Genomic DNA, 14892 nt, shown 5'->3' on the forward strand with positions numbered 1-14892 from the left:
ATCAGGCGGCTACCGATTCGATCGCGTGGGGATCGGGCTGGAACCGGATCGCACACCCGAGCAGTGGCGCGCAACGGGTGCGTCGATGCCTGCGTCCGCCGGCCGCTATACCGTCGAGTATCCGCCGTCCACTGGCACGATCGCGCCGGTCACGAACGCCGCGCCGGGTGAGCACAGAAACAGGATCACGTCCGCGACTTCGTCGGCTGTGCCCCAGCGGCCTAGCGGCGTGCGTTCTAGGATCTTCTGCGACGCCTGGGGGTCAGCCATCAGCACGCCGCTCAGCGGCGTGTCGATCCAGCCGGGCGCGACCGCGTTTACGCGAATGCCGCGATCGGCCCACGCTTGCGCCAGCGAACGCGTGAGCTGCGCGATGGCACCCTTGCTCGCGCTGTACGCAGGCCGATCCTTACTGCCGAAGTAGGTGTACATCGATGCGACATTGACGATGCTGCCACCAGATAGGGACAGTGCCGGTAACGCGGCGTCGGAGGCACGCATCACTGACGTCAGGTTCACGTTCAATACGAGCTCGAACTGGTCCATACGGTATTCGTCGGCGTGCCTGCTGATGCCCACGCCGTTGACCAGGACGTCGATTCGCGACAGCGAGGCAATTGTGCTCGTCAGTGTACCGCCGTCGGTCACGTTCAGCTCAATGCGCCGGATGCGTTCATGCACGGGCGCATGCGGGCCGTTGGCGTCGAGCCCAATCGCGATGACCGATGCGCCAGCTTCCGCGAGCCGCAGTGCGGTGCGCGCGCCGATGCCCGATGTGCCGCCCGTCACGACGGCGGTCTTGCCTTCAAACGTCAATGTACGATTCATTTTCGATACTCTCGACAGTGTGTTCGCAGCGGAGTGATCGCTGCGCGGTGGAAACTAGAATCTTGATCTGCGCACGATCGGCGAGCAGCGCGTCGAAGCCGTCGTCGACGGCGTCTTCGAGCGCGACAGTACGCGTGACGATGGACATGAGATCGAGCGCGCCCGACCCGTTCAGCAGCAGTAGGTCTTCGTACACGTGCCGGTAGCCGACGCTCGCCGTGAAGGTCGGCTCGTCGTTGAGCGCGCGGAACGCGAAACCGGCATGCGGCATCAGACCGACCTCACGAGGCGGCCGCCCTTGCGCAGCCCCTGCATCTCGGCCTCGAACGTGGCGGTCAGGCCCGCCGCCTCGAAGCTCACGTCGACACCGAGCTCGCCTGCCGCCTCGCGGATCGCGTCGCGCAGCACCGGCGCGTCGAGCGCGCGTGCGTTGAACCCGTGCGTCGCGCCGAAGCGCGCGGCCGCGGCGAGCCGCTCCGTCGACACGTCGACCGCGACGATGGTCGTCGCGCCCTGCAGCTTCGTGAGCAGAATCAGCAGCAGGCCGATCAGCCCGAGCCCGAACACCGCGCAGGTGTTGCCGAGTCGCAGTTCGCCGCGCTGAAGCGCATGCAGCGCGACGGCTGCCGGTTCCATCACCGCGGCCTGTTGGAGACTGACGTCATCGAGAAGCCGATGCAGCTTGTAGGCCGGCACGACCGCGAAGTCAGCCATCCCGTCGTCGCCCATCAGGCCGGCGAGGCCCATCGATACGCACTGGTTGTACGAGCCCGAGCGGCAGTACGCGCACTGGTGGCAGTGATACTCGGGCTCGACCGCGACGCGGTCGCCCGGAGTCACCGTCGTCACGCCCGCGCCGACCTCGACGACGGAGCCGCGAGACTCGTGACTGAGCGTCAGCGGGGCGGTGCGGCCGGACAGCGGAAGCGGCGTGTCGACGGGAATCCCGTGCATGCCGCCCGCATATTCGTGCAGGTCGCTGCCGCAGATGCCGCAATACGCGACTGCGATGCGGACCTGGCTGTGCCAGGCGCGCGAGGTGTCCAGATCGACCACGCGGAGGTCGCGCGGGCCGTGCCATTGAAGTGCACGCATATCAGCGTCGACCGAGGTTCTGGACATCGAGACGGGCGGTGGCGCCGGTGAGCGCGCGCTTGCGAAGTACGGCGGGCGCGGTTTCGACGAGGCCGAACGACAGCACGCACGCGAGAATCGCGCCGGCTGCCGATGTCCACATCGCGAACTGCAGGCCGTACTTGTCGGCCGCGAAGCCGGCGACGGTCGGCGCGACGAAGCCGCCGATCAATTCGCCTGCGCCCATGATCAGGCCGAGGGCGCTGGAGATCGCGCGTGGGGGCACGGTTTCGGCAGGAATAGTCGCAATGAATAGCGTGAAACAACCAAGGCCCGTGTACGTGGCGAACACAAGCGTGCCAAGCGCCCAGACCGAAGGGACGTGGATCATCGCGATCGGGCAGAGGGCGGCAATCAGCGCGAACGCAATCATCGTCGGCTTGCGGCCGATCCGGTCGGAGATCGCTGGTACTGCAAAGCCCCAGAACACCCACGCGGCGCCGAGGCACGTCATCACGATGCCCATGCCGGACGGCGACAGGTGGCGGTCCCCGACGAGGAAAACCGGGGCGAACGAGATGATCACGACGAACCACGTGAGGAAGAAACAGCTAATCAGCATACACAGCAGGATGTTTCGATTCTTCAACAACGACCAAGGGCTGACCGTCGTGCGGCCTGCGGCGTGTGCGGTCGCGCCTTCGGTCTGCGCGTGCTGTGCGCCACCGGGTGGTACTTCGCGTACCCAGTTCCAGATGCAGTACGCGATCAGGACGCCGGGAATGCATGACACGTAGAACGCATCTCGCCAGCCGTAGGCGGTGGCGATGCCGATCACGGCCGGCGGGCCGATCATCGCGCCGAGCAGCCCCGCGGCGGAACCCTGAAGCAAGCCCATGTTCAGCCCTCGGCGGCTTGGCGTCGAGCTCTCGATCATCAACGATTGCGCCAACGGCAGCACGGGACCTTCTGCGATGCCCATCAGCGCGCGAAAGGCGATCAGGCTCGCGAAGCCGCCGACGAGCCCAGACAGCGCCGAGCATGCCGAAAAGCCAAGCACTGCAGCGATCAACAGTGGCTTGCGCGTGCCACGTGCGTCGGACCACGCGCCGGTCGCAGCACCCGACAGCGCCCACGTGAGTGCGAGCGCGGAGGACACCATGCCGAGCTGCGTATTCGTCAGATGCAGCTCCGCAGACATGAACGGGAACAGGAACGATAGCGCGAGGCGGTCGAAGAATACGAAACCGAACGTCATGAACAGGATTAGCAGGAGCTTGTTCTCGTACGTCCATGTGAGCCGGGGAAACCGATGAGATGTCATGGTGGACCTCGTCGCACGTTAGCGAAACAGCTTCTCGATCGCTCGTGCGCCGAGACCGACCTTTTCGTAATGCGCCTTGCACATCGCGATGTACGAGTGCACATCGAAATAGCCATCGGGGTTGCCTTCTTCGTCGAGCCAGATCAGTGGTCCCTTGACGATGAAGAACGCACGCATCGGCTCGGGATGATCGAATGCGACGAGCGTATGGCCTTCGCCTGGTGTTTCGTACACGAAATCGCCTTTCGTCGCGACCCAATCGTGCTCGAGGTAGCCCCACTTGCCGGACAGTGTGTAGGCGAATACCTCGTGTGGGTGATAGTGCCGGTTCACGAGGCCCGCTTCCTTTGCCATTAGGATGTCGCACCATTTGTTTTGCGATGGCGAAATCCACAGCGGCCGTGACGAAACCGTTTCGGTAAACGGAACGTAATAGCGCTCGTCTTCGGTGGCCGCGTTCGAGATGTAAGCTTCCGGCAGGGCATCGGGCATGAACGGATTGGCAATCGGGGGGATGTTTCGCCAGAATTCGGCTAGGGCTTGGTCGACCATGGTTTGTCTCCTTGTGTTTAGGTGTCTTGGGCTCGACTGTAGCCATCCGACACGCACCGCTCTTGACTGGGCTGGACAAATTGCTTGATCGGGCCGGACATTGCACTGCACTAACAAATAGACGAACCATCCTCCCATCCGTGCCGCGCCGCTCGATGGGTACCAGCAGGAGGCAACGTGACGCATAATTCGACGGTTTTTTCGCGCACGCGAGGCTCGACGGCCGACGTGCCCCCCCGCGACCGGATGGCATACTGGGACGCAATATGTGCGGCGACGCTGGTCGGCCTGCGTTGCTCGTCGCTGTCACCGGCCGGGCTCGAAGTGGAGAAGACCGACATCGCGCTGCCGGGCCTGGGCATCGCGGATATCAGCGGCCAGGATCACCTAATCGAGCGTAGCCCGGCGCTCGTGCGTCAGTTGCCGAAAGAGTCACTGTTTGCGTGCCAGATTCTCAGCGGTCGCGCATACTTTATCCAACGCGACCGGTGTCTGCTTGCGGAAATCGGCGACATCGTCGTCTACGACACGCGTGTGCCATATCTGTACGGCTTCCTGACGCCAATGCGACAGCTATTGATCGACATCCCGCTCACGACGCTCGACGACAGGCTCGATGCGGATCTGGCCGCGCTACCGCTGCGCATCACGCCGAAGCCGGGTGCCGGTGCGATGCTCGGCACGACACTGCGCACGAGCGTCGAGCGCTTCGTGCGGGACCCCGTCGAGCACGAAGCGGCGCGATTTGCGGAGCACACGCGCTCACTGGTCGTGGAACTCATCGATGGAGAAGTGAACGGCACGAGTGCATCGCGTACGTCGCTGTCGTATCTCCTGACGGCGAAGCAGTACATCGCGATGCATCTCGGCGAGCCGGAGCTCGGGCCGCAAGCCGTCGCCGATGCGGTCGGTCTGTCGCTGCGGCATCTGGGCCGCCTCTTCGCGGCCGAAGGAGAGTCGATGACACAGCACATCTGGTCCGAGCGGCTGTCTCATGCCTACCGCGAGTTGACGGATGCGCGGCTACGCAAGACGAGCATCGGCGAGATTGCGTTTCGCTGGGGTTTCTCGAGCCAGGCCCATTTCAGCCGCGCGATCCGCGAGCGCTATGGCGCGTCGCCGGTCGCACTTCGCGACGCGACGCGCGTGTGATGGATACAACTCAGGGCCGGGGCATCTTGACCCGCAGCGCGTCGAAGAACAACACCGGATACATCGTCTCCAGTGAGCGGCTCTGCCAGCTCAGCGCTTCGGCTGTCACCTCGTCGGTGAGCGAGGTGATGAAGTCGGGAGACACCTCGGTGCCGTAGCTCTCGGCCAGAAAGGCCTGAATCTCGCGCACGCTCATGCCGCGGGCGTACATCGCGATGATGCGCTCGTCAAAGCCGGTGAAGCGGCGCTCATGCTTGGGAATCACGATCGACTCGAAGCTGTCGTCGCGATCGCGGGGGACTTCGCCCCGAACCGGACCACGATCGGTGATGACCGTCTTGCCGCGGGCGCTGCTGCGCTCGTTGGCCTGACCGGGCGGCTTGCGCTGGCCCGACGGGTAGCCCAGGTCCATATTCATCTCGGCACCCACCGCGCGCTCGATGACTGCCTTGTTGAACACCAGCATCAGGTCCTGCACCTCGGCCGGTGCCATCGGCCCCTTGACCAACTGGTCTAGCAGTTCCTTGGGCAGTTCAGGCAGCGGCCCGCAGGCTGCTGCCTGACGCGCTACGGTTGTCTTTTTTCTTCATCGGCATATCCATGAGTTTTACCCGCGCCATGCGTTTGATCGCTTGCGTTATCGCGGCGTCGCCGGGCGAGGATTCTCCGGACTGAAAGTTTCTGGCGAGAGAATCTTGTTCGTAGCGCGCTCATACGCTTCAGCAACATCCGGATAACGTTCGGGATAGAGATGACGCTTGGCGACTTCGATGTCGAATGTGCCCGACCAACGCGCGACCACCACGGTAGCGACGCTGTTGCCGATCGTGTTGCACGTGGCGATCGCCATCGACATGAAGCGGTACACGCCGAAGATGACCGCGAGTCCTTCAACGGGAAGAACTCCGGTGGATGTGACCGTCGCGGCGAATACTACAAACGATCCGCCCGAAACGGTCGCCGCGCCTTTCGAAGTTAGCAGCATGAGCAGCAGAATGCCGATCTCATGTTCGATCGTAATGGGAACGTTGTACGCGTGAGCGATGAACATGACGCCCATGGACATGAAGATCGACGTGCCGTCCAGATTGAATGCGTAACCCGTGGGCAGGACAAGGCCCACTGTCTGTTTTGCGCACCCGAGGCGTTCGAGCTTGATGAGTAGCCGCGGCAACGCGCTTTCCGATGATGCGGTACCGAGCACGATCAGGATTTCGTCCTTGATGTAGCGCATGAAGCGCCACATGCTGAAGCCCGCGAGCTTCGCCGCGATGCCGATCACGACGACGATGAATAGAGCGATGACGGCATAGAAGCTCAGTACGAGTTGCGCGAGAGCGACGAGCACACCGGTGCCGTTGCTGCCGACCGCGAATGCCACCGCGCCGAAGGTGCCGAGCGGCGCAAGCTTCATCACTAGGTTGATGAACGAGAACAGCACCTGCGAAACGAGATCAAATCCTTCGTTGATGCGCATGCGGCGGCTTTCCGGAATCGCGAGAATGCCGATCCCGACCATGACGGCCAGTACCACGACCTGGAGCAATTCACCCTTTACGAACGCGCCAATGAAGTTGTCTGGCACCAGATGCATGACGAACTCGGTGAAGCCTTGCGGAGCCGCTTTTGTCGCGATGACGGGCACCGCGCCGGGGGTGACAGCCGTCATGCCTTTGCCTGTCTGCAACAGATTGCCCGCCAGCAAGCCAAAGGTCAGCGCGATCGTCGACACCGCCTCGAAGTAGACGATCGCGCGCCAGCCGACGCGTCCGGCGCTCTTCACATCGCCAGCGGAAGCGATGCCGTGCACGATGGTGAGAAACACGAGTGGCGCAACGCCCGCCTTGATCAGCGCGAGAAAGATATCGCCGAGGATTTTCAGCTGCGCGCCGAACTTCGGAAAGATCAGCCCGACGGCAATGCCAAGCGCGAGGGAAATCAGGACCTGCATGCCCAGCCTGCGATACCACGCCCGCTTGGCTAGTGGCGCGACGGACTCGTTATGTGATGTGCTGTCGTTTGTCATGATATGGCTCCCACCGTTCATCGGATTTCGGTCGACAGCGCGATGGCGCGATCCACCATTTGCGGCGCGAGGCCCAAATAGTTGGCGGGATCGGTCATTGCGTCGATCGCGCTGCCATCGAAATGCTGGGTGACTTCGGGCAGTTTCGCCAGCGCTTCGGCCAGTGTGCCGCCGCTCTCGTTCACGGCGCGACACGCATCGTAGACAATGTCGTGCGCCTGCTGGCGTCCTGTGTACGGTGCCATCTGCATCATCACCGCTTCGGCGACGATTAGTCCTTTGCTGATGCCGAGGTTGTGCTTCATGCGATCAGTGTCGACGATCAGTCCGCGCAGCGCGAACTTAGCCTGGTGGAGCGCACCCGACGCGAGGATGAAGCTTTCGGGAATGGCAATCCATTCAGCGTGCCATGGTCCCGTTGCCCGTTCGAAGTCCTGGATCATCGCGTCGACCATCAGGCCGGCCTGCTGCCGGACAGCTTTCGCGGCTGCCAGCATGAGTTCGCTCGAAATGGGATTGCGCTTTTGCGGCATCGTGCTGCTCGCGCCACGTCCCTTGATGAACGGCTCGTACACTTCGCCAAATTCGTTGGACGCCATGATCATAATGTCAGTCGCAATCTTGCCGAGTGAACCGGTGACGAGCGCGAGCAGGTTGACGGCCTCCGCGAATCCGTCGCGAGCCACATGCCAGGTGGTTGCGGGGACACCGAGTCGCAGCTCTGCGGCAAGAGCCTCCTGCACCTCGAAACCCTTGTCAGCCAGCGATGCTAGTGTGCCGGCCGCGCCAGCGAATTCGACGACGGCCACGCGCGGGCGAAGTTGCGCGAGGCGCTGCTGATGGCGGTCGAACATTGCGAGCCAGATCGCCGCTTTGTAGCCGAATGTGATGGGCAGCGCCTGCTGCAGATGCGTTCGACCCGCCATCGGCGTGTCGCGATACTTCTTCGACAGATCTACCAGGATGCTGCGCAGTTCGCGGATATCGGCATCGATCGAGTCGAGCGCATCGCGGACCTGAAGCGCGGCGGCTGTATCCATGATGTCCTGCGTCGTAGCGCCCCAATGCACATAGCGGCCTGCTTCGCCGCACATATCTACCAATTGGTGCACGAGCGGAAGGATCGGGTAGCCGACGATGTCCGTCTCCTCACGCATGTGATCGAAGTCGATCCGTTCGATCAGTGACTCGCGTGCGATTACCGCGGCGGCGCCGGCTGGAATCACGCCGACGCGAGCTTGCGCCTTCGCGAGCGCTACTTCGACATCGATATAGCGCTGCACCAGCGCGAAATCGGAAAACAGGGCGCGCATCTTTGCGGTGCCGAAGGCGTCGCGAAACAGAATCGAATCGAAGACGGTGCTGGAAAGTGGGGTCGTGCGAGTAGTCATGACGAGGTCTTGAGTCGAAGGAAGCGGGGTCACTCGGTTATTGGGCGCGAGGTCGAAACGTAATATGTCCGGACATATTGAATTTAGTATGTCCGGACATGTTGTTCAAGCTATGATTTACCCTGAACTAGCACCCCCCCGACTATTGGCAGCTTCTATAGAGCATGAAAAGACCCCATTACGCTGACATCGCTCGCGACCTGACCAAGGGGATCGCGAGCGGTTGCTTTCCGGTTGGCTCCTATCTACCCACCGAACTGCAATTGCGCGACCAGTACAACACGAGCCGGCATACGATCCGCGCGGCGCTGAACGAGCTTGAGCAACTCGGATTCGTGACGCGGCGCAAAAACGCGGGAACGCGCGTTGAATCGGCCCAGCCGAAAAACGACTTCCGCCCTTCGCTGGCTTCAGTCGAGGATCTGGTGCAGTTCGGTTCGGAACATCTGCGAGTCATTCAGTCGGTGGAAGAGATTATCGCGGCGGGCAAGCTCGCCAAAGTTCTCCACTGCGGAGAAGGTACGCGTTGGCTACGGGTGTCGAGCCTGCGAATTGAACGCGACAGATCACGTCCACCTGTTGGGTGGACGGATGTCTACATCGATGCCTCGTATCGGGAAATCGCCGAGGAAGCGGGAAGGGCGCCCGACACGCTGATCAGTTCGTTAATCGAGGCACGATACGGCCGCTGTGTCGTTGAAATTCAGCAAAAAATCCAGGCCTTGAATGTCACGAAAGAGATTGCGGGCCGCCTCCAGATACCCGTCGGTTCGGCAGCACTCGAGATCGTACGGCGTTATATCGATTCGACGGGCGTGGCGTTTGAAGTATCGGTGAGTGTGCATCCCGCCGATCGGTTTGCTGTATCGATGAGGCTGAAGCGCTCAGGCGTGTGATTCTAAGCTTGCGCTGGCAGGTAGGGTTTATCCTTATCATCATTGAGATAATAGGGCCGATATTAATATGTACGGACATATTCCTGCAGTTTATGCCCTCGAGGGCCCCATCTCATTCAGCGGATCTACAAATGTTTTCGAGAGTCTCAATCAGGGCGCGGATCTCGCTCGCCTTCGGCTTACTGGTCGCTTTGGTGTCGATTGTTGCCGCGTTCGGTCAGTGGGGAACGCAAGCGGGGAAGTCTGCACTCCGTGAAGTCTATGCCGTGCAGCTGTCGTCAGCAGTAGCGCTTGGCGATACCAAGTACAACCTGGCGATCGCGCGCGTCTCGATGGACCGGGCGCTTTTGCATCCGGAATCGCCGGATGTCAGGGTGCTTCTGCAAAAGGCGCGCGCCTACCTCGCAACGTCAAAAAAGGCCTACGGCCGCTATCTTGCCCTTCCGAAATCGACTGGACAGCAAAGGCTGGCGGACGCTGTCTCGCTGACTTTGGACCGGCTGATCAAAGGGGCAATCGAGCCCACGCTGCAGTCGCTTGAGACGGGCGATGCAGTGGCGGCAAATCGGGTCACCATGGAAGTGATGCCGCCGCTGGCGCTCGCGTTTACCAAAAGCACCGACGCGCTCAACGACTACCTGATGACGAGCGGCGCATCGAGCTACGAGGATTTTCAGTCGACGCTCAGCACGGTGAGCGGCGCTTCGATCGCGGCGCTGTGCACCGCTATTCTTCTGTCGCTGGTATGCGCGATTGGACTGCATCGCGCGATTGGTCGGCCGTTGACGAGAGCGCTCGAGGTCTGTTCTGCGATGTCCAACGGGGACCTATCCAGCACGGTGCAGGTCGACGGCCGCCATGAGATGAGTGCGCTTATGCAAGGTCTTTTGTCGATGCAGGACGGCCTGAAATCGACTGTCACGACCGTGCTCTCGAGCAGCGAGTTGATGGCAACTGCAACGAGCGAAATCGCGTCAGGGAACGCGGATCTGTCGCAGCGCACAGAAGCGCAGGCCGCAGCGCTGGAACAAACGGCGGCAAGCATGGAAGAACTCACAGCAACCGTCGCCCAAAATAACGAACGTGTCGGATTTGCGACCGATTATGCCAACAACGCGTCGGACGTTGCGAAGAGAGGCGGCGTTGTGATGGACCGCGCGGTGCGAACCATGGCAGGCATATCGAATCAGTCGACAAAGATCGCGTCCATTATTGGCACGATCGAAGCGATTGCCTTTCAGACAAACATACTGGCTCTCAACGCCGCCGTGGAAGCTGCCCGCGCGGGGGAGCAAGGCCGTGGATTTGCTGTCGTTGCCGCCGAAGTCCGCACGCTTGCACAGCGCTCCGCCAGCGCGGCAAGAGAAATCAAGATGCTTATCGATGAAGCCGTAACGGGTGTTACAGAGGGATCAGGGCTGATCGACCGTGCCGGCCGAACGATGACGGAGATCGTCAAGTCGATCGAAAAAGTGAGCGACGTCATGCAGGAAGTGGTGGTGGCGTCGAATGAGCAAAGAGATGGGATCGAACAGGTCAACCGTGCCGTTTCTCAACTCGATGAAACGACACAGCGGAACGCAGCGCTGGTCCAGGAAACTACTGCGGCAGCGCTGTCACTTGCGGCTCAGGCACAGACACTCCGGTCGGCAGCGAGTCGCTTTCGGATCTAGTCTTACAGTGTCAATATATTCATGCCGTTATAGGATTCTTCATCCACGGCGTGAGGAATGATGGACTGGGAACGTCATTCGATGCGGGTCCGGAACATTTGTGTGAAGCGCTTGGGCATAAAGATCGCGAATCAGGATTCAAGGGCTATTGCCGAGCGCTGATGCTGCCGATTCGGCGCACGAGTGTCGAGCCGATGGCGGCACATCTGCAACCGGAGCATGTGAGCGCGCGGCACCAGTGGCTGCATCATTTCGTGGCGAAGTCGGAATGGTCCGATTCGGAGCTGCTCGAGCAGGTGCGGCGCTGGGTGGTGGCGCACCTGGACCGGGCGCGGGTTGTACTGGATCATTGACGACACGGGATTTCCCAAAAAGGGTGAGCATTTGGTCGGCGTGGCACGGCAATGCTGCGGTCAGCTGGGCAAGCCGGACAACTGCAAGGTTGCGGTATGCCCGTCGGTGGCGACGAAGACGCGAGCCTGCCGGTGTCGTATCGACTGAAACTGCCGCGTGAATGGAGCTCTGTCGCTGCCGTCTACTGCTCACGTCGTGCCCATCCGATAGCATCGCGACTCCCCGTCGTCGTCGACCTACGCTACGGTGCTGATCGAGTGCTTACCAGCATTCTTCGGCCAGTAATACTTAGACGACTCCGGTAGCGGGGGCGCCATTGCGTCAATCCAATACATCGAACTGGGGTTCGGGTGCCTGCGGCAGTGCCGGGTATCGTATAGGCTAGCCCTGCGGACGAATTGCCTATCCTGTGACCTGGCTGACTCGATCGATCCGCGTTATAGGTCGCATGCCGTGGAAGCAATGAAAGGCTCCAACGGCGTAAGCGATGGTCGCTTCACTGCCGCTGGAGCCCGGTGGGGCCAGCGAGTTACTGGCCAGCGGCCAGTGCCTTAACTTTTTCGGTTGTCAGTGCGTTGCCGGCAATTCCCCAGTCACCGCTCTTGACTTCTTCAACAATGACCCAGGTAACGGGCCGCATGTTTTCGCCCTCGATCGACACCATCGCGTCGGTCAGGGTAGAAATGATTTTTTCCTTGTCGGCTGCGGAGAAAACGCCTTCGATGACTTTTACATTGATGAGCGGCATAAGTGTTCCCTGGATTTGTTTGAGTTGATGGCGCTGTCTTGCCTTGCGTCTGCTTGATTCAATGGTATTGGCTCAAAATTGCATCGCGGATTCGTTCCAGAGACAGTTGGAGCTGCGCCCGAGGGCACGCAAGATTGAGTCGCACTCTTCGGTCGCCGTTCTCGACGAACATTTCACCGCCCTCGAGAATGACACCCGCCTTTTCAAGAAAGAATCGCGTGAGGTTGACTGAATCGTCGAAATAGGTCCGCAGGTCGATCCACGCCAGATAGGTCGCTTCCGGAACGTGGAATTTCGCTTCTGGCAAGTGATCACCCAGAAAGCGTTGAGTCAAGGCGAAGTTCTCGTCGAGATACAGCCGCAACGCATCCAGCCACGGAGCGCCGTTGCGATACGCGCCGATGGCGGCCGCGAGACTGAGCGGATTCACGAATGGGTAGTGGCGACGCTTCCATTCCGAGCGCAGTTCCGGATCCGGGATGATGACGGTTGCGATCATCATTCCCGCGAGATTGAACGTCTTGCTAACCGCCATGCACGTGATGATGTCGGAGCTACCCGGGAAAAGCTTCGCTAACGGCGTATGTGCATTGCCGGTTCTCAGCAAGTCGCAATGGATCTCGTCGGAGACAATCTTCACACCGTTTGCGATACAGAGTTCACCCATGCGACGCAGCTCATCGTTTGTCCAGATTCGGCCGGTCGGATTATGCGGGTGGCACAGGAAAAAGAGCTTCACTGCCGGGTCACTCACTTTCGCTTCGAAGTCGTCGAAGTCGATCGTGTATTCGCCATCGTCGGATGCGAGCATGCGCGACGTCACGAACTCGCGGCCGCGCTGCATCGCTGCGTGTTTGAAGTATCCGTAGGCCGGCGTCAGACCAAGCACCTTGTCGCCGGGTCGGCACACGTACTCGACGAGCGCGAAGAGTGCGGGTATGACGCCGAGTGAGACCTGCATTTCCTCGCGAGCGAAATGCCAACCGTATCGTTGCGCGCACCACGAGTGGAAAGCCTGATAGAGCTGCTCGTCCAGGTCGGCTGTGTAGCCGAAGATGGGATGTTTGAGGCGCTCGGTAATGGCATCGATGGCGGCATCGGGCGCCGCGAATTGCATGTCGGCCACCCACATCGAAATCAGCTCTTCTCTCGGCATCTCTAGCGCAAGTGCAGGTGCATCCGCTCCGAACAGATAATTCGCGAAGCCTTCCTCCGCGATCGCATTTGTGTCGCGGCGGGAGATCGAGCGATCAAAGTTATAGCCCATACTGAATTCTCCATGTACGAGATCAAGCATTCGACGAGCCTCGCGCGATGCAGCTACTTGTCTATCGCACCGACGTACGACGGCATATCCGCTTGACCTTTCGGCCCCATGACGCGCAACAGCTTCGATGGCCTGCATTGACGTCGATGGGGCGGTCTGAATGTGGCATGCAACGTGAGGCGACGCGTCGACCGGTCCGGACCATGGGCGGCCGGCGTGGTTTCGCCAGATCTTTGGACGCATTTTTAATGCCGACGGGAAGTACTTCGAATGACCTGAAAAAGTTGATTCGAAGACTTCCCATGCAAGCAGTCCGAGCCGCCGTACCTCATCTCACTTTCATGTCGGGGACCGAACTGGTGCGTCGGCATTTCAGTCCGATTACGCGGTTTCCTGCTCGAACGTCGGATAATCGGTGTAGCCCTTGGCACCAATGACGCCATAGAAGGTCGCCCGATCGGGCTCCGTGAGCGGCCAGCCGTTCTTCATCCGCTCCACCAGATCGGGGTTGGAAATGAAGGCCGTGCCAAATGCGATCAGGTCAAGCTCTCCCTTCGCGAGTTCGGCTTCGGCCAGTTCCTGTGTGAAGCCGCCGGCGCCGATCAGCGTGCCCTGGTAAGCCTTGCGGAAAGCCGCACCAAAGCCATCCGGCGTACCGGCAGCGGAGATAGTCGTCTGATAGTTCAGGTGCACGAACGCCAGCTTTCTTTCGTTCAAGGCAGAGGCCATGCTCGCCCATGCATCCGCTTCGCCTTCGAAGGCCTCCATATCGTAGATACGCCCGAACGGCGAGACGCGCACGCCTACCTTTTCACCGCCAATGGCGTCCGCCAGGGCGTCGATCGTCTCAAGCAGAAAGCGCTGACGATTAACGATGGAACCGCCATACTGGTCGGTGCGGGTGTTTAGCTTGCTGCTCAGGAACTGGTCGAACAAGAAGGCATTGGCCGCCATCACTTCCACGCCATCGAAGCCTGCGTCCATCGCCCGGCGCGCGGATGCAACGAAGTCCTGAGTGACACGCTGCACTTCTTCCGTGGTCAGCGCGCGCGGCACGCTCGGGAGGACCGGGCCTTCCTTGCCGGGTTCGACCCATGCGTAGACCATGGTCGTCGTCGCCGGCACTTCGCCCGACGACACCGGAGCCGCATTGCCAGGCTGGATGGAAACGTGGGACAGCCGGCCAACGTGCCAGAGCTGGGCAAAGATTTTGCCGCCCTTTTTGTGCACGGCATCGGTGACTTTTCGCCATCCTTCCGTCTGCTCGTCGGTGTACAGGCCCGGCGTATACAGATAGCCGCGACCCTCTTCGGAGACCGGAAGACCTTCGGTGATGATCAAGCCGGCGGAAGCACGCTGCGCGTAGTAGAGCGCGGTGAGGTCGTTGGGAATGTTATCGGGCGTACGCGTGCGCGTCATCGGTGCCATCACGACGCGGTTGGCGAGCTGCGTCCCGGAAAGATCGTAGGGCGTAAACAATTTGCTCATCATGTTGCTCAAAATGAAGGTGCGCCAGGGCGCTGGTTAAGTGTGGCGCTGAATGCGAAATGAACTGGACGGTTATCGAATCGCGGTGGATCGCTGCTTCACGCGGATATTGAACAAAT

At 60.8% G+C, this 14892-nt stretch carries 11 protein-coding genes and 3 pseudogenes; 4 read left to right on the forward strand and 10 right to left on the reverse strand.

Annotation, left to right across the window (positions count from 1 at the left end; all coding sequences use genetic code 11):
* Positions 1–105: 105 nt before the first annotated feature.
* The 4 genes and pseudogenes from KPB06_RS02895 to KPB06_RS02910 form a co-directional block, all read right to left on the reverse strand.
* Positions 106–828 carry an SDR family NAD(P)-dependent oxidoreductase gene (locus KPB06_RS02895; protein ID WP_275920339.1) on the reverse strand — a complete coding sequence of 241 codons (723 nt, stop codon included), beginning with the start codon at positions 826–828 and terminating at the stop codon, positions 106–108.
* Positions 806–1923: pseudogene (locus KPB06_RS02900) on the reverse strand (alcohol dehydrogenase catalytic domain-containing protein). Before KPB06_RS02900 ends, KPB06_RS02895 begins: the two are co-directional and overlap by 23 nt.
* Before the next feature lies 1 nt (position 1924).
* Complete coding sequence (locus tag KPB06_RS02905) at positions 1925–3226, reverse strand: MFS transporter (protein WP_275920340.1); 1302 nt, start codon at positions 3224–3226, stop codon at positions 1925–1927.
* Positions 3227–3244: 18 nt separating this feature from the next.
* Complete coding sequence (locus tag KPB06_RS02910) at positions 3245–3778, reverse strand: 2,4'-dihydroxyacetophenone dioxygenase family protein (protein ID WP_275920341.1); 534 nt, start codon at positions 3776–3778, stop codon at positions 3245–3247.
* Between the two features lie 177 nt (positions 3779–3955).
* Between KPB06_RS02910 and KPB06_RS02915 the strand changes: the two genes are divergently transcribed.
* Entirely contained in the window at positions 3956–4930 is a 975-nt protein-coding gene (locus KPB06_RS02915; protein ID WP_338083642.1) for a helix-turn-helix domain-containing protein, read from the forward strand.
* Positions 4931–4952: 22 nt separating this feature from the next.
* On the opposite strand, the pseudogene KPB06_RS02920 reads toward KPB06_RS02915, so the two are convergent.
* The 3 genes and pseudogenes from KPB06_RS02920 to KPB06_RS02930 all read right to left on the reverse strand — a co-directional run.
* Positions 4953–5471 (reverse strand): annotated as a pseudogene (locus tag KPB06_RS02920) (transposase); the annotation flags it as partial.
* A 96-nt stretch (positions 5472–5567) separates the two neighbouring features.
* The gene (locus tag KPB06_RS02925; protein WP_275920343.1) at positions 5568–6956 is read right to left on the reverse strand and encodes a cation:dicarboxylate symporter family transporter; all 1389 of its coding nucleotides are present in this window, start codon (positions 6954–6956) and stop codon (positions 5568–5570) included.
* A 17-nt stretch (positions 6957–6973) separates the two neighbouring features.
* Entirely contained in the window at positions 6974–8347 is a 1374-nt protein-coding gene (locus tag KPB06_RS02930; protein WP_275920344.1) for a class-II fumarase/aspartase family protein, read from the reverse strand.
* Between the two features lie 164 nt (positions 8348–8511).
* Between KPB06_RS02930 and KPB06_RS02935 the strand changes: the two genes are divergently transcribed.
* The 3 genes and pseudogenes from KPB06_RS02935 to KPB06_RS02945 form a co-directional block, all read left to right on the forward strand.
* Positions 8512–9243 (forward strand): GntR family transcriptional regulator, encoded by a 732-nt coding sequence (locus KPB06_RS02935; protein WP_275920345.1) that lies wholly within the window; start codon positions 8512–8514, stop codon positions 9241–9243.
* Positions 9244–9374: 131 nt separating this feature from the next.
* Positions 9375–10916, forward strand: a complete 1542-nt coding sequence (locus KPB06_RS02940) for a methyl-accepting chemotaxis protein (RefSeq protein ID WP_275920346.1) — start codon at positions 9375–9377, stop codon at positions 10914–10916.
* A gap of 60 nt (positions 10917–10976) precedes the next feature.
* Positions 10977–11446: pseudogene (locus KPB06_RS02945) on the forward strand (transposase); the annotation flags it as partial.
* A 353-nt stretch (positions 11447–11799) separates the two neighbouring features.
* On the opposite strand, the gene KPB06_RS02950 reads toward KPB06_RS02945, so the two are convergent.
* From KPB06_RS02950 to KPB06_RS02960, 3 genes are all read right to left on the reverse strand, one after another.
* The gene (locus tag KPB06_RS02950) at positions 11800–12018 is read right to left on the reverse strand and encodes a tautomerase family protein (protein ID WP_006480105.1); all 219 of its coding nucleotides are present in this window, start codon (positions 12016–12018) and stop codon (positions 11800–11802) included.
* Positions 12019–12076: 58 nt separating this feature from the next.
* The gene (locus KPB06_RS02955; RefSeq protein ID WP_420831920.1) at positions 12077–13528 is read right to left on the reverse strand and encodes a MalY/PatB family protein; all 1452 of its coding nucleotides are present in this window, start codon (positions 13526–13528) and stop codon (positions 12077–12079) included.
* A 138-nt stretch (positions 13529–13666) separates the two neighbouring features.
* Positions 13667–14776, reverse strand: coding sequence for an alkene reductase (locus KPB06_RS02960; protein ID WP_275920348.1), 1110 nt, complete (start codon positions 14774–14776; stop codon positions 13667–13669).
* Positions 14777–14892: the final 116 nt, after the last annotated feature.

The organism is Burkholderia semiarida (genome assembly GCF_029268935.1).
In the GTDB taxonomy this organism is placed as follows: Bacteria; Pseudomonadota; Gammaproteobacteria; order Burkholderiales; family Burkholderiaceae; genus Burkholderia; species Burkholderia semiarida.

Excerpts from the sequence above, each read along its gene's own strand:
- KPB06_RS02895 (WP_275920339.1), bottom strand. The coding sequence starts at position 828 with ATGAATCGTACATTGACGTTTGAAGGCAAGACCGCCGTCGTGACGGGC.
- KPB06_RS02905 (WP_275920340.1), bottom strand. The coding sequence starts at position 3,226 with ATGACATCTCATCGGTTTCCCCGGCTCACATGGACGTACGAGAACAAG.
- KPB06_RS02910 (WP_275920341.1), bottom strand. The coding sequence starts at position 3,778 with ATGGTCGACCAAGCCCTAGCCGAATTCTGGCGAAACATCCCCCCGATT.
- KPB06_RS02925 (WP_275920343.1), bottom strand. The coding sequence starts at position 6,956 with ATGACAAACGACAGCACATCACATAACGAGTCCGTCGCGCCACTAGCC.
- KPB06_RS02930 (WP_275920344.1), bottom strand. The coding sequence starts at position 8,347 with ATGACTACTCGCACGACCCCACTTTCCAGCACCGTCTTCGATTCGATT.
- KPB06_RS02935 (WP_275920345.1), top strand. The coding sequence starts at position 8,512 with ATGAAAAGACCCCATTACGCTGACATCGCTCGCGACCTGACCAAGGGG.
- KPB06_RS02940 (WP_275920346.1), top strand. The coding sequence starts at position 9,375 with ATGTTTTCGAGAGTCTCAATCAGGGCGCGGATCTCGCTCGCCTTCGGC.
- KPB06_RS02950 (WP_006480105.1), bottom strand. The coding sequence starts at position 12,018 with ATGCCGCTCATCAATGTAAAAGTCATCGAAGGCGTTTTCTCCGCAGCC.
- KPB06_RS02955 (WP_420831920.1), bottom strand. The coding sequence starts at position 13,528 with ATGCGTCCAAAGATCTGGCGAAACCACGCCGGCCGCCCATGGTCCGGA.
- KPB06_RS02960 (WP_275920348.1), bottom strand. The coding sequence starts at position 14,776 with ATGATGAGCAAATTGTTTACGCCCTACGATCTTTCCGGGACGCAGCTC.